The sequence below is a fragment of the Lentimicrobiaceae bacterium genome (genome assembly GCA_028697555.1).
Taxonomy (GTDB): domain Bacteria; phylum Bacteroidota; class Bacteroidia; order Bacteroidales; family UBA4417; genus UBA4417.
The window spans coordinates 1-16032 of sequence record JAQVEX010000006.1; the positions used below are offsets into that span (position 1 = coordinate 1).

The 16032-nt window shown below is 36.6% G+C and carries 11 protein-coding genes and 1 pseudogene; 6 read left to right on the forward strand and 6 right to left on the reverse strand.

Annotated features, from left to right (window positions below):
• Nucleotides 1-703: FAD synthetase family protein (locus tag PHP31_01560; protein ID MDD3737967.1), on the forward strand; the 703-nt coding region annotated here is incomplete at its 5' end.
• Nucleotides 704-714: 11 nt separating this feature from the next.
• Nucleotides 715-1473 (forward strand): MBL fold metallo-hydrolase, encoded by a 759-nt coding sequence (locus PHP31_01565; protein ID MDD3737968.1) that lies wholly within the window; start codon nt 715-717, stop codon nt 1471-1473.
• 152 nt (nt 1474-1625) lie between these two features.
• On the opposite strand, the gene pckA is transcribed toward PHP31_01565, so the two are convergent.
• Both pckA and ppdK read right to left on the reverse strand, forming a co-directional pair.
• Nucleotides 1626-3248: a phosphoenolpyruvate carboxykinase (ATP) gene (gene pckA / locus PHP31_01570; GenBank protein ID MDD3737969.1), complete on the reverse strand. Its 1623-nt coding sequence runs from the start codon at nt 3246-3248 to the stop codon at nt 1626-1628.
• 262 nt (nt 3249-3510) lie between these two features.
• A pseudogene (ppdK, locus tag PHP31_01575) lies at nt 3511-6240 on the reverse strand (pyruvate, phosphate dikinase).
• Nucleotides 6241-6574: 334 nt separating this feature from the next.
• Between ppdK and PHP31_01580 the strand changes: the two are divergent.
• The 4 genes from PHP31_01580 to PHP31_01595 all read left to right on the forward strand — a co-directional run bounded on the left by PHP31_01580 (nt 6575) and on the right by PHP31_01595 (nt 11634).
• Nucleotides 6575-7732, forward strand: a complete 1158-nt coding sequence (locus PHP31_01580) for an NAD(P) transhydrogenase subunit alpha (protein ID MDD3737970.1) — start codon at nt 6575-6577, stop codon at nt 7730-7732.
• Nucleotides 7733-7803: 71 nt separating this feature from the next.
• Nucleotides 7804-8097: an NAD(P) transhydrogenase subunit alpha gene (locus PHP31_01585; GenBank protein ID MDD3737971.1), complete on the forward strand. Its 294-nt coding sequence runs from the start codon at nt 7804-7806 to the stop codon at nt 8095-8097.
• Between the two features lie 2 nt (nt 8098-8099).
• Entirely contained in the window at nt 8100-10625 is a 2526-nt protein-coding gene (locus PHP31_01590; GenBank protein ID MDD3737972.1) for an NAD(P)(+) transhydrogenase (Re/Si-specific) subunit beta, read from the forward strand.
• A 142-nt stretch (nt 10626-10767) separates the two neighbouring features.
• Nucleotides 10768-11634, forward strand: a complete 867-nt coding sequence (locus PHP31_01595) for an SPOR domain-containing protein (GenBank protein MDD3737973.1) — start codon at nt 10768-10770, stop codon at nt 11632-11634.
• 282 nt (nt 11635-11916) lie between these two features.
• On the opposite strand, the gene PHP31_01600 is transcribed toward PHP31_01595, so the two are convergent.
• The 4 genes from PHP31_01600 to PHP31_01615 all read right to left on the reverse strand — a co-directional run bounded on the left by PHP31_01600 (nt 11917) and on the right by PHP31_01615 (nt 16026).
• The gene (locus PHP31_01600; GenBank protein MDD3737974.1) at nt 11917-12738 is read right to left on the reverse strand and encodes a hypothetical protein; all 822 of its coding nucleotides are present in this window, start codon (nt 12736-12738) and stop codon (nt 11917-11919) included.
• Between the two features lie 71 nt (nt 12739-12809).
• Nucleotides 12810-13715, reverse strand: coding sequence for a tRNA (adenosine(37)-N6)-dimethylallyltransferase MiaA (miaA, locus tag PHP31_01605; GenBank protein ID MDD3737975.1), 906 nt, complete (start codon nt 13713-13715; stop codon nt 12810-12812).
• Between the two features lie 17 nt (nt 13716-13732).
• Nucleotides 13733-14344 (reverse strand): hypothetical protein, encoded by a 612-nt coding sequence (locus PHP31_01610; GenBank protein ID MDD3737976.1) that lies wholly within the window; start codon nt 14342-14344, stop codon nt 13733-13735.
• 221 nt (nt 14345-14565) lie between these two features.
• Nucleotides 14566-16026, reverse strand: a complete 1461-nt coding sequence (locus PHP31_01615) for an HD domain-containing protein (protein MDD3737977.1) — start codon at nt 16024-16026, stop codon at nt 14566-14568.
• Between the last annotated feature and the right edge of the window lie 6 nt (nt 16027-16032).

Sequence of the window (16032 nt, forward strand, 5' to 3'; positions counted from 1 at the left end):
TCACCCAAGACAAGTTTTACAACCTATAAGCGACTTCAAGTACATTCTTACACAAAACGAAAAAATTGAACTACTAAAACAAACATCTCTTAAAAACCTTATCATCATTAACTTTGACCTGAATTTTGCCAAAACGAATTATCAGGATTTTGTTGTGAATTATTTGGTAAATAAATTAAACATTTCGGCTATTGTTTTAGGCTTTGACCATCATTTTGGTAAGAACAGAGAAGGCAACAACGAACTTTTATCCGATTTGGGAGAGAAATATAATTTCAGAGTGAAACAGATTTCAGATATTAAGGTTAAAAATCACTCTGTAAGCTCCACAGCTATACGCGATGCAATTATGGGTTCCGAAATAAAAAAAGCTAATGAGTTATTGGGATACGATTTTTTTGTTTTTGAAAAGTTGAATTTCTTGGAAACCGTTGATGAAAAACATATTAAGTTTTCAATTTCTGTTGCCGACGACAAAGTTATGCCTCAAAAAGGTGTTTTTCGTGTTTATATTAATTGCGGAGATGATTGTAGTAAAGGACTTTTAATCATTAATCCCAAGGATAACACTAATCTAATATTTACTAAAAACACACCCGAAAACTTATTGCTCGACAATCGCGTGGCTAACATTGCTTTGCTTGAAACTGTTTCGGAAAATTGCAACGATTTTCATAATTTTATTAATAAAATTGATTTTTGAATTAACAGTATATGAAGATAATATTCTTAGGCACAGGGACATCGGTAGGAACGCCAGTAATAGCTTGCAATTGCGAAGTATGCAAAAGCAACGATAAGCGAGATTTTAGATTCAGAACTTCACTCTTTATTGAACACGAAAATGCTAAAATTGTTATCGATTGCGGTCCAGACTTCCGATTGCAAATGCTTAATAACAACATAAACGACATAGATGCTGTTTTCTTCACACACAAGCACCGCGATCATACGGCAGGAATAGACGACATAAGACCTTTTAACTTTATGCTCAACAAAGCCGTTGATGTTGTCGCAAATAGCGAAACAATAAAAGAAATAAGGGCTGGCAATAAATACATTTTTGATAAAATATACAAAGATGCACCTTGCCTAAACATTATTAAAATAGAAAATAAAGAATTTGAATACAAAGGCATCAACATCAAGCCAATCAACGTATTGCATGCCAACGAAACGGTTTTCGGATACCGAATTGCCGGACTTACCTACATAACCGATGCTAATTACATCTCGGAAACCGAGTTGCAAAAAGCTAAAAACAGCGATGTTTTGATATTAAATTCGTTAGCACGATACAAGCATCGTTCACATTTTTCGCTTGACGAATCATTGCAAATTATTGAGCAAGTAAAACCAAGAGTTGCTTATCTGACGCATATCAGTCATGGTATGGGATTACACGCTCAAACACAGTCGGAACTACCGGAAAATGTTTTTTTAGCTTACGATGGATTGATAATTGAGATGTAGGCTGTTGGCTGTTAGCCGTTAGCTATAGGTGGTGAGTGTGAGTGCAAAATTCCACCATTCCCGAAATTTAGGGAACCTCATAATTGCTCATTGCACATTGCAAATTGCTAATTGTAAAGCACCATTCACCGACCACCGACCACCATTCACCGTTACAACAATGGACCTGCCTTAACAAGTCTCTTTCCTTCTTCTCTATCGGTGTATTTTTCAAAGTTATTGATAAACCTTTGAGCCAAATCTTTTGCTTTGGTATGCCATTCGCTTTCGTTAGCGTAAGTGTTCTTAGGATTTAGTATTTCGGTAGTAACTCCCTTCAGTTCTTTTGGGATTTCCAAGTTGAAATACGGAATTGTTTCGGTACTCGATTTTTCAATATCGCCGTTTAAGATAGCATCAATTATAGCTCTTGTTTCTTTAATAGAAATACGTTTACCTGTACCGTTCCAGCCTGTATTAACTAAGTATGCTTTTGCTCCCGATGCTTCCATTCGTTTAACAAGCTCTAATGCGTATTTTGTTGGGTGAAGCGTTAGGAAAGCATTTCCGAAACAAGCCGAAAAAGTCGGCTGTGGTGTGGTAATACCTCTTTCGGTTCCGGCTAATTTTGAAGTAAATCCCGAAAGGAAATGGTATTCGGTTTGTTCGGGTGTTAATTTGCTAACCGGCGGAAATACTCCGAATGCATCGGCTGTCAAGAAAATAACCTTTGTTGCATGACCTGCTTTTGAAATAGGTTTTACTATATTATTGATATGATAAATAGGATACGAAACTCTGGTATTTTCGGTTTTTGATGCATCTGAAAAATCGACGTCATTTGTTTCGGTAACGACAACGTTTTCTAGTAAAGCATCACGTTTGATGGCATGGTAGATATCCGGCTCGTTTTCTTCGCTCAAGTTGATACATTTAGCGTAGCAACCTCCTTCAAAGTTGAAAATTCCATCGTCGTCCCAACCGTGTTCGTCGTCTCCTATCAAGGCTCTTTTTGGGTCGGTTGATAAAGTGGTTTTTCCGGTACCTGATAATCCGAAGAAAATAGCAACATCGCCGTCTTTTCCTCTATTTGCCGAACAGTGCATAGCGGCTATACCTTTTAATGGTAAATAGTAATTCATCATTGAGAAAATACCTTTTTTCATTTCGCCGCCATACCACGTTCCTCCAACAAGTTGCATACGTTCTTTCAAATTAAACGCAACAAAGTTTTCGGAATTTAATTTATGTTTTTCCCAATCTTTATTGGTTGTTTTTGAAGCCATCAGGACAACAAAATCGGGCTTATATGTTTTTAATTCTTCATCAGTTGGACGAATAAACATATTTTTAACAAAATGTGCTTGCCAAGCCACTTCCATAACAAACCTTACGCACAATCTGGTGTCCTTGTTAGCACCGCAATACGCATCCATAACGTACAACTTTTTGTTTGAAAGTTGTTTCTGCGAAATTTCTTTCAAGTCGCTCCAAACTTCATAACTCATAGGATGGTTGTCGTTAGTACCTTGTGTTGACCACCAAACTGTGTCTTTTGAAACTTCATCGACAACAATATATTTGTCCTTTGGCGAACGACCTGTAAAAACTCCCGTATCAACACTTACAGCTCCGAAATTGGTTAAACGACCTTTTTCAAAACCTGTTAAACTGCTGTCCATTTCGTGTTCGAACAAAATGTCATAATCGGGATTGTAGTATAGCTCTTTTGTTCCTTTGATGCCATACTGTTCAACATCCACATAAAATCCTTTCTTGTTTATAGCTTCAATCATAATAATATGTTTAATAAATTATTGTTTCTGATTTTTCTACAAAGGTAGGCTATATTAATTGAATATTAACCAATAATTAAAAATTTAATTTTTTGTGTATCTTGTGAAACAATAAGAGAAAAGGCTGTCCTTATATTAAAGACAGCCTCTTCAAGTATTTAGCTATGAAAATGTTTTACTTTTTCGTTGCAGTTTTTTTAGGAGCCGTTTTGGTAACCTTATTTGATTTGCAGTCTCTTGCCTTTTTGTTTTCTATGCTCTCTTTAACTGCAGCTTGAGCAGCAGCAACACGAGCTATAGGAACGCGGAAAGGCGAACAGCTAACATAATTCAAACCAATTTGGTGGCAGAATTCAACCGATGAAGGCTCGCCGCCGTGCTCACCACAAATACCTAACTTAATATTAGGACGTGTTCTCTTTCCTCTTTCGACAGCCATTTTCATCATTTCTCCTACTCCTACTCTATCAACAACTTGGAATGGATCATGCTCTAAAATACCTTTTTTCAAGTAAATTGGTAAGAATTTACCAGCATCATCGCGTGAGTAACCGAAAGTCATTTGAGTAAGGTCGTTAGTTCCAAACGAGAAGAACTCAGCCGATTCGGCAATTTTATCAGCAATTATACAAGCTCTTGGTATTTCAATCATAGTACCTACCAAATAATCAATTCTATCTTTTCTTTCTTTAAAGATAGCTTCGGTAGTGTTTCTAACCACATCTTCCTGCATCTTCATTTCTTCGTATGTACCTGTAAGCGGTATCATAATTTCCGGGAATGTTTCAATACCTTTCTTTTTCAAGTTAAGAGCAGCTTCGATAATAGCTCTGGTTTGCATTTCCGAAATTTCGGGATAAGTATTACCAAGACGACAACCTCTGTGACCAAGCATTGGGTTAGTTTCTTCAAGCGCTTCCACTTTATCTTTAACTTCTTGTAAAGAAAGTCCCATTTCTTTTGCCATTTCTTTCTGAGTTTCATTTGTTTTTGGTACAAACTCATGTAAAGGTGGGTCAAGCAAACGAACAGTAACAGGGAGACCTTGCATTGCTTCAAAAATTCCTTCAAAGTCTTTACGTTGTATTGGCAATAATTTGCTGAGAGCTTTTCTTCTTCCGGCTTCGTCGTCTGAAAGAATCATTTCACGCATTGCGATAATTTTTTCTCCTTCAAAGAACATATGTTCGGTACGGCAAAGACCTATACCTGTAGCTCCAAAACCTCTTGCGGTTTTTGCATCATGTGGAGTATCGGCATTGGTACGAACCAACATGCGAGAGTATTTATCAGCAAGTTTCATAACTTTTTTGAAGTCTTCGCTTAGTTCAGGGTCTTTAGTTGCAAGTTCGCCTTCATAAACTTCACCGGTAGAACCGTTAAGAGAGATGAAATCTCCTTCTTTAAACACTCGTCCATCAATTGTAAGGGTGCGTTTTTCGTAGTTGATAACAATTTTATCGGCACCCGAAACGCAACATTTACCCATACCTCTGGCAACAACAGCAGCGTGCGAAGTCATACCTCCGTGTGAAGTCAAAATTCCTTCAGAAACTGTCATACCTTTAAGGTCTTCTGGCGATGTTTCGATACGAACAAGAATTGCTTTTTTCTTTTTTTCGAACATAGCTGCTGCGTCGTCAGCTGAAAATACTATCTGACCGTAAGCAGCTCCCGGCGAAGCAGGTAATCCTTTGGTAAGAACTTTTGCTTTTTTAATAGCCTCAGGAGTAAATACAGGGTGAAGAAGTTCATCTAATTTGTTAGGCTCGATACGTAATAGAGCTGTTTTTTCGTCTATTAGTTTTTCGCTAAGCATATCCATAGCTATTTTAACCATAGCCTGACCTGTACGTTTTCCGCCACGAGTTTGGAGTATCCATAATTTACCGTCTTGAATGGTAAATTCAAGGTCTTGCATGTCTTTGTAGTGCTTTTCTAATTTCTTTTGAATTTTGAAAAGTTCATTATATTGTTTCGGCATAGCTTCTTCCAGAGAAGCGAATTTTGCCTTTCTTTCTTTTTCGCTAACTCCTGCTTGCTTAGCCCACTCTTTTGAGTGCATTTCGGTAATTTGAAGCGGAGTTCTGATACCTGCAACAACGTCTTCGCCTTGTGCGTTGATTAAATATTCGCCGTTGAAGTGTGGCAAACCGTTAGCTGAGTTACGTGTAAATGCAACACCGGTAGCCGAATTGTCGTCTAAGTTACCAAAAACCATAGCCTGAACGTTAACAGCAGTACCCCACTCATCAGGAATATGGTTAAGTTCGCGGTATAAAACAGCTCTTTCATTCGACCAGCTATCGAAAACTGCGCAGATTGCTCCGTTTAGTTGTTCGTATGCATCTTCCGGAAATTCTTTTTTGGTTTGTTTGAAAACAGCTTTTTTAAAGCGTTTTACTAATTCTTTTAAGTCGTTAGTTGTAAGTTCGTTATCTCTTTTAACGCCTTTTTCTTTCTTTAATTCTTCAATAATAACTTCAAAAGGATCTTGAGCGTTTTTATCAGCAGGTTTCATTCCTAAAACAACATCGCCGTACATTTGAACAAAACGACGGTATGAGTCCCATGCAAAACGTTCTTTTCCTGATTTTTTAGCTATACCTTCAACAGCTTTATCGTTCAAACCCAAATTTAATATGGTGTCCATCATTCCGGGCATAGAAGCTCTAGAACCTGAACGAACCGACAACAATAGCGGGTTTTTATTGTCGTTGAATTTTGAACCCATAAGTTTTTCAACGTATTTAATTCCTTCTTCAACTTCTTTTTTAATCGTTTTAAGTGCAAATTCACGACCTTGTTGGGTATACATTGTACAAACTTCGGTAGTTATTGTAAAACCAGGAGGTACAGGCACACCTATTAAATTCATTTCGGCTAAGTTGGCACCTTTACCGCCAAGCAAGTTTCTCATCTCGGCATTACCTTCGGCTTCTTTATTGCCAAAAGTGTACACATGTTTCGTGTTTGGTTGTTTTTTCGTCATAAGTTAATTTATTTTTAAAATTGTTATTATTTATTCTATTTTTATTTTCGGTTGCAAATTTACTCTTTTTTCTAAATATATCCGAACATTAGATTTAAAATGAATATCTATTTATATACAAATTTTTAACAAATTATTAGGTATAAAGCGTTTTTACTGATAAAAGGTAATTATCTAAATTTTATTAAAATTATTTTAGATGAAATATATTGCCTGTATTTTTATAAAATCTATATCTTTGAAACCGAAATTCATTATCTTAAAATTGATACAAATATTGGTTTTAGGGTATGAAAATAAAAACACAAACAATTTAATATTTAAATAAAACACAATGATAATAGGTATTCCAAAAGAAATTATGAAAGGAGAGTCGAGAGTATCGGCTACTCCCGAAACCGTAGGAATGTTCGTAAACAACGGTTTTAAAGTTATGGTAGAAAAAAACGCCGGTTTAAAAGCTTTTTTTCTCGACGAAGAATATGTAAAAGCCGGAGCCGAAATTATTGACTCGGCAAAAGAAATTTTTGAAAAAGCTCAGATTATTTTAAAAGTAAAAGAGCCCCAATTCAACGAAGAGTACAATACTCACGAAGTTGACTTAATGCGTAAGGGGCAGTATTTAATTACATTCTTGCACCCTGCATCTCCACCAAACCACAAAATGATTTCCAAATTGGCTGAAAACGGAGTAATAGGTCTAACCTTAGACGGTATTCCACGTATTTCGAGAGCTCAAACAATGGATGCGCTAACATCTATGAGTACTTGTGCCGGTTACAAAGGTATTTTATTAGCAGCAAATGCTTTACCCGAATTTGTTCCTAATATGTTTTCGGCTGTAGGTTTTGAAGCTCCTGCAAATGTTTTAGTAGTTGGCGTTGGCGTAGCCGGTTTACAAGCACTTGCTACTGCTAAAAGATTAGGTGCGGTTACCTATGCCGCTGATATCAGACCTGCTGCTGTTGAGCAAGCTACCAGTTTAGGTGCAGAAGTTATAGACTTAGGTGTTCCGCAAGAATTAGCAATAGCTGAAGGCGGTTATGCAAAGAAATTACCACAAGAATGGATTATTAAAGAGCAACAAAAATTAAGCGAATATCTACCAAAAATGGACATCGTTTTCTTAAGCGCATTAATCCCAGGCAAAGTTGCTCCTATTCTTGTAACTAAAGACATGGTTAAGAGCATGAAACACGGTTCGGTTATTGTTGATATTTCGGTTGACCAAGGAGGAAACTGCGAAGTAACCCCTCCGGGAACTACAGAAGTAATTGACGGTGTTACCGTGATTGGCATTAAAAACATACCTGGAATGCTTCCAAAAAGCTCGACACAAATGTTTTCGAAAAACTTATTCCATCTTGTAGAGATTATTTCAAAAGACGGCGAACTTACTCTCGATACAAATGATGAAATAATTAAATCAATTCTTGTAACTTACGATGGTAAAATTGTTCACGAAGGGACATTAGAAGCCATGAATTTATAAAACACAAATTTTTTAAAGGCTGTTATATGGTTTCATATAACAGTCTTTATTATTTTTAAAACAATACTAATATGAACCCTATTTACTTAATTTTAATTTTTTTAGTTTCCACAATTGTTGGATATCTAATAATAAAAAACGTGCCGGCGTTGTTGCACACGCCTTTAATGTCGGGAATGAATGCATTGTCGGGAATTTCCGTGCTTGGAGCTCTTGTAGCTGTCGGATTTTCATTTAGTCCATTTGTACTAGTTGGACAAATAGTTGGCGGTATTGCTATAATATGCGCTGCCATCAACGTTATGGGTGGGTTTGGAGTTACCCATCGCATGCTTAAAATGTTTAACAAAAAAGAAAAGAAATAGTTATGAGTGCAATTACATACATTATAATATGCTCGGTATTATCAATACTTGTTTTGGTTGGAATTTCCTTTATGAGCAAGGTAAAAACCGCCGTTTTAGGAAACTTGTTAAGTGCATTTAGCTTATTTACAGGAATAGTTATCACATTAATATATTACAATATTTTTAATGTAACGACCATATACATTTTTCTTGCAATAGGATTAATATTAGGATATATACTCGCAGTAAGGGTAAAAATGATAGAAATGCCACAAATGGTTGCTATTTTCAACGGTTTGGGCGGTTTCGCTTCCGGCTTGGTCGGTATTTTATCTCTTGAAGGTATAGGTATTAATCCAAACAGTCCAACCGAATATGTTACTTTTTCAAACGTTACAGCTACTTTAGCTATAGTTGTGGGTTTTATCACTCTTGTTGGAAGTTTGGTTGCTGCCGGCAAACTGCATAAAATTCTTGCTCAAAGACCTGTAGTTTGGAAAAATCATCAACTTATCAATTTTGTTGCTATAGCAATTTCTTTGTTGATGGTTGTATTCTCTGTATTTTTAAGTAGAGATGGTTCAGTTGTATTTACACCCACCTTTATAGTTGTAATAAGTGTTTTGGCAGCATCGTTGTTTGGTTTGTCATTCTCTATAAGAGTTGGCGGAGCCGATATGCCCATTACAATTTCTTTGCTCAACTCATTGAGCGGTGTAGCAGGTGCTATTGCAGGTATGGCTATTGGCGATATTTTATTGGTTGCAGTTGGAGGTATTGTTGGAGCATCAGGATTGTTACTAACACAAATTATGTGTAGAGCAATGAACAGACATCTTATGGATATCTTAATGGGTAGAACTTCCGTTAGCTCGTCAGACAAAGGAAAAACACCTAAAAAAGACCCCGAAGTCAAAAAGACTGAAACTGCAAAAGCTGATGAAGGTAAATCTATAGAAGATATTATCAAATCGGCTAAATCGGTGATTTTTGTTCCAGGATACGGTATGGCTCTAGCTCAAGCACAATCGCATGTAAAACAGCTTGCAGATAGATTTATAATAAACGGAGCAGACGTTAAATTTGCAATTCACCCCGTGGCTGGACGTATGCCCGGACATATGAGTGTACTGCTTGCCGAAGCTGACGTGCCTTTCAACAAATTGTTTGAAATGCAAAAAATTAATGACGATTTCAAAAATACCGACTTGGTTATCGTGATTGGTGCAAACGACGTTTTGAATCCTGCAGCTAGAGATGCCGAAGGCACACCTATCTATGGAATGCCTGTACTTAACGTCGACCATGCTAAAAACATAATTATTTGCAACTTCGACACAAAACCGGGGTATTCTGGCGTTGATAACCCATTGTACGACAACAAAGAAAATGTTACTCTTTTCTTAGGCGATGCCAAAGAATCGGTTAATAAACTTATCAATATTATTATTGGCAAAGTTGATGAAAAAGCAGAGACTAAAGTTGACAACGAAGAAGATAAACTTAACGAGAAACTAAAATCGGCGAAATCGGTTATTTTTGTTCCCGGATATGGTATGGCTCTTGCTCAAGCACAGTCGCACGTAAAACAACTTGCCGACAAGTTTATAATAAACGGAGCAGACGTTAAATTTGCTATTCACCCTGTGGCAGGACGTATGCCCGGACATATGAGTGTGTTGCTTGCCGAAGCCGACGTGCCTTTCAACAAATTGTTTGAAATGCAGAAAATTAACGACGATTTTAAAAATACCGACTTGGTTATCGTTGTTGGTGCAAACGACGTTTTGAACCCCGCTGCCAGAGATGCAGAAGGCACACCAATATACGGAATGCCCGTGCTCAACGTCGACCACAGCAAAAACATAATAATTTGCAACTTCGACACAAAGCCCGGATACTCCGGCGTTGATAACCCATTGTACGACAACAAAGAAAATGTTATTCTTTTGCTTGGCGATGCCAAAGAATCGGTTAATAAACTTATTAATATTATTTCGGCTAAGTCTGATGAAAAAAGCGAGACTAAAAAAGAAGACAATCTTGATGACAAATTAAAATCTGCGAAATCGGTGATTTTTGTACCAGGATATGGTATGGCTCTAGCTCAAGCTCAGTCGCATGTAAAACAACTTGCCGATAAATTAACAGCCAACGGTGCTGATGTTAAATTTGCTATTCACCCTGTGGCAGGACGTATGCCCGGACATATGAGTGTGTTGCTTGCCGAAGCTGACGTACCTTTCAACAAGTTGTATGAAATGCAGAAAATTAACGACGACTTCAAAAATACCGACTTGGTTATTGTTGTTGGCGCAAACGACGTTTTAAATCCGGCTGCCAGAGATGCTGAAGGTACACCTATTTATGGAATGCCTGTGCTTAATGTCGATCACAGCAAAAACATAATAATTTGCAACTTCGACACCAAACCAGGATACTCCGGCGTTGATAATCCGCTGTACGATAACAAAGAAAATGTTACTCTTCTGTTAGGCGACGCCAAAGAATCGGTTAGTAAGCTTATTAATATTTTTAATAACTAAAATCGGATAATTTTTTTAAGACATCAATACTATAATACTAAGGCTTTGCGTTATTTTTTTATAATGCAAAGCTTTTTTTATTGTAGAATAGTAAAAAAATATTACCTTTGGCAAGTACTTGAATTAACAATATCACACAACTATGAAAAAAATAAGTCTTCCATTTATTTTAATATTAATAATTGTTTTTTCTTTCAGCGAATTAGTAGCTCAATCCAGCAAAACTAGTTATACTGCCGGCGAAAGAGAAATATTTAATCAGATTAATTTGTTAAGAAAAAGTGAACAGAAGTCTCAATTGGTACTTTCCGACAAGTTGAGTTATGTAGCACAACTTCATATAACAGACTTGAAAGACAACTACAAATCGGAGACGGGTTGCAGCCTGCACAGTTGGAGCGATAAAGGGAATTGGTCGGCGTGCTGTAATGCGAAAAACATGGAAGGGATTAACTGCATGAAAGTAAAACCCAATGAAATAACCGGTTACGAGGGCTTAGGCTTTGAGCTTATTTATTGGGATAACCAAAGAGTTAACGCTAACGAAGCTGTAGAAATGTGGACAGAAAATCAAGCATCGAAAGATATGATTTTGTGCACGGGTAAGTGGTCATCGTTCGATTGGAAAGTTATGGGTGTGGCAATGGACGACAATTACGCTATTATATGGTTTGGCAACAGATTGGAGACAAGTCCCGTTGTACAACAACAAACTAAACCTACAAGTATAGAAAGTACTACCACCAAAAATATAGAAGATAATACCACCAACATTGGCGAATTGTCGAGCAGCAAATACCATATTGTTGTTTCAAGTCTGAAATCGAGAGAAATAGCACAAGAAACGGTTGATAAATACAAAAAACAGGGTTATAAAAATGCTAAAGTCATTGATAATAAATCGTTACACAGAATTATTATAGACTCTTTTAACAACGAAAGCGATGCTCGTAAAGCTCTAAGCGATTATAAAGCGCAATTCCCCGATTGCTGGTTGTTGATTTTGTAGGTGTTTTTCTGCGTTATTTAATATTATTTGAACCATTAAAATTTTAGCTGTTGGCTATTAGCTGTTAGCCGTTAGCTCTTGGCTGTTGGCTATTAGCCGTTGGCTGTTGGTGATGAGTGATGAGTGATGAGTGAATGGTATTTCGAGTCAGGAGTTGGGGGTTGGGAGACGGAAGCCGGAAGTGGTAACATTTTCGGCACTTCGATACGCCTTCGGCACTCAGTGACTCCCCCCGCTACCGCACGATTGCATCGTGTGGTAATTGTTTCTGAAAGCATTAACTTAGTTCATAGGAATAAAATCGAGATTGATTTTTGTTTTATCAACATTGGTATATTCCAAACGCAAAAATCCGTATTCTTGGTTATAGTACGATTTTAAATACGACTTCCCTAACCTTGACCTTTGTTCAGCTTTAACTATGTTGCATTTGTGCTTGGCATCTCCTATGTTTATGTATTCTTTATCTTTTAAAATCTTATATTTGTATTTCAATTTAACATCACCTTTCCATGTCTTACATTCTTCCACCGACCAATAATCTCCGACTGTCAACGACCATTTCCATTTGGTTAAATTGGATTTTTCATGTTTTATGTACGGAAAAGGGTTAATTTCAAGAATTTTAAACATATGGTCACGTGGCGGATGCATCCATATGTTGTATACATTTTCTATAACTCCTGTGCTAGATCTAAATGGCATTTTGTTTCCGCTGTTATAGTAATAGTATTTGATAATTGTCTGATTATATGAACTATCATATTTTATAAATTCTGATAAATCAGGCATAACTTCCATTATCAAATGCGTTATTGTGGAATCGGTAATAGAATTTTTAGGAACAAATTTCCATTTTTTATTAGGCGAAACGGCAAAAAGAAATTCTTCACCTTCAAGATTTATATAAGAGTATTCTATTCTGAATTTTTTGCCGCTTTTATACACGGTGTTATCATCGTTGTAGCGTGTCAAACTGCTATTATCGTTAAATACTTCAACAACAATTCCGGTAGGAGTTTTTTCATAATCAATATTTTGGGAAGTTAAGTTGTACGCAATACACATAAATATGCCAATAATTAAAACCGCTATTTGTTTCATTATGATTATATTTTAAGTGTTGATTTCTATAGTGTTACAACTGCAAATTTACAGCAATTAATTCAATAAAGCTACATATTACTCTTAATGTGATCAATAATCACCTCTTTCTGTTCCGGTGAAAACCACTTGTACGACTCATCTTTTTTCAACCATGTAACTTGTCTTTTGGCGTAGCGGCGGGTATTGGTTTTAATTTTCTCAACTGCTTCTTCAATTGTGTATTTGCTTTCAAAATAGTCAAAAAACTCTCTGTAACCTACGGTTTTCAGCGAGTTTAACTCCTTATATTTATACAGTTCTTTTGCTTCGTCAATTAAGCCTGCATCAAGCATCTCATCAACTCGTACGGAAATTCTTTCGTTAAGCACTGCCCTATCCATATTTAAGGCAATCTTAATTATGTTGAAGTTGCGTTTTTTTGGTTCGTTTAAACGCTGCTCCGAAAAAGGTTTTCCGGTAATAAGGCAGACTTCAATAGCTCTGAGTAGTCGCTGCGGATTGTCTTTATCGACAACATTATAATATTCGGGGTCTTTTTCTTTTAAAATTCTCCTAAGTTCTTCTATGCCTTTTTGTTCGAAAATATTATTCAAGGAATTTCTTAAATCGTCGGGAACGTCGGGAAAATAGTCTATACCATAACAAACCGCATCTATGTACAAACCCGAACCACCTACCAAAAATGCAATATCTTTTTCGGCAAAAATTTCATCTAACTTTTGCAATACATCTGTTTCAAACTGCGCGACGTTGTAATAGTCTGCAATATCAAGAACATTAATAAAATGGTGTTCTACTTCTTTGAGTTGGTTTTGGTCGGGTTTGGCTACGGCAATATTAAGCTGTTTGTAAAACTGTCGGGAGTCGGCTGAAATAATAACCGTATTAAAATGCTTTGCTAATTCAATAGATAAAGAAGTTTTGCCAACGGCAGTTGGACCGGTAACAACAACTAATAATTTATTATTCATCATAATAAACAATTACCGTGTTACCATTGCTCTTCGTCGTCAAATTCTTCGCCAAATTCGGATAGGTCTTCGTCCATAAAATCTTCATCTGAAATATAATCACTATCGCTATAATCGTCGCCACTCATAAGGTCGGAAAACATATCACCAATACTGTCGCTCTCAATTTCGCCTACGCTTTTAATGAGTTTTGGATATTTGACCTTATCCTTTTTTGTAGCAATATCGGTAAGTCTAAGATAAAGCATTATGGGAGAAATGAAATCGTATTCAAGAATAAGATTCAGTTCCTTTTTATCGATTTTATCTTTAATCAAAACATCTTCCATGTTGCTAACCGGAATTTTCTTGTCTTTGCCAATAATGTCGTCATCGTCGTCTGAATCTTCATCTTCAAACTCGAAAATTTCATTTTCTTCGTCGGTTAAACCCATGTCAATCAGAGTTATTTCTTCCAACTTTCTCCATTTTTTATCACAAACATAAAAAGAAGCTAACTCATACTCATTGAAATCGACTGTTTTAATCAAGAAGTTATATAAATCTAAAAAATTGCTTTCATCATCGATTTCAATAACCCTGATAAAATCATCATCGTCAGGAATGCTTACTTCAAAAATAAATGTATTCATACTGTTTTAAATTATATTTGGTAAAAGTACAAAAAAAATATGATTGTGAATTAAAAAAATAACATTTTAATGCAAAAATTGTATTTTGGGGTTACGGGTCGCGTGTTTCGGGTTGCGTGGAAGCTGGGCTAATTCTAATTTCTGACTTCTTATTTTAGAAACCACTCACCACTCACCACTCACCACTCACCACTCACCACTCACCACTCACCACTCACCACTCACCACTCACCATTCACCACCCCAGGTCTGCACGACAAATCAACTTCTTTCAGTCCCATTTTCTCAGCTATTTCAATCATTTTATGATAAGCCTCTTCGTAATTATTGCCAATTTCGCCTTCTAATATTGCTTCTCTGATTTCAGTTTTAATATCGCCTACTTTTTTACAAGGTGGTAGCTGAAACACTTTCATGATAACATCTCCAGAAATAGGCGGTTGCCAATTCCTAAGCTTATCTTTTTCTTCAATTTCTATTAGTTTTTGCTTGACTATCTCAAAATTGTTCAAATAACGCTTAACCTTTGCCGGATTTTTTGATGTAACGTCGGCTTGGCACAGTAGCATAAGGTCGTCGATATCATCGCCGGCATCAAAAAGTAAACGCCTGACTGCCGAATCGGTTACGCAATCGTCGGCTAAAATTATTGGTCGTAGGTGAAGCAACACCATTTTTTGAACGTATTTCATTTTTTCGTTCATGGGTAGCTTTAGGTTCGAAAATATTTTAGGAACCATTTTCATGCCTTTGAACTCGTGTCCGTGAAATGTCCAACCTAAATTTTTATCGTATTTTTTCGTAACAGGTTTGGCAATATCGTGAAGAATGGCAGCCCAACGCAACCATAGGTTATCAGTGTTTAGCGAAATATTGTCCAAAACTTCCAAAGTATGCAGAAAATTATCTTTATGTCCCATGCTACCGACATACTCAACACCTTTTAAGTTGACAAATTCGGGAAAGATAATCTCCAATATTCCTGTTTCATCAAGTTTTAAAAAGCCTTTCGATGGCACTTCCGACATTATGATTTTGTTCAACTCTTCGGTAATTCTCTCTTTCGACAAAATTTTAACTCTATCGGCGTTTCTTTTAATTGCATTAAAAGTGTTTTCTTCGATTGAAAAATCGAGAGTGCACGAAAACCTTATTGCTCTTAGCATACGCAATGGGTCATCGGAAAAAGTAATATCAGGATTTGTAGGCGTAACTATTAGTTTTTTAGCCAAATCGGCTATGCCGCCAAACGGATCGACAAAACTGCCAAAGCTACTTTTTTTAATACTGATAGCCATGGCGTTGATTGTAAAATCTCTACGCAATTGGTCGTCTCTTAGCGTTCCTTTTTCAACCTTCGGATTTCGTGTATGTTTCCTATACGACTCTTTTCTAGCTCCCACAAACTCGCATTGATAGCCATTGTACTTAAACATAGCCGTGCCGTAGTTTTTGAAGATATGTACTTCACTAACTTTCAACTGTTTGGCAACAGATTCGGCAAGCAAAATACCATCGCCGGTTGTTACAAAATCGATATCCTTACTTTTTCTGTTAAGAAAAATATCTCTAACAAAACCGCCAATAACGTATGCATCGGTGTTTTGCATCTCTGCAACTTCCGAAATAGCGTGCAGCACTTCGTGCAAATCGCTATCTGTTAAATCTAATATGTCAACAATTTGTTC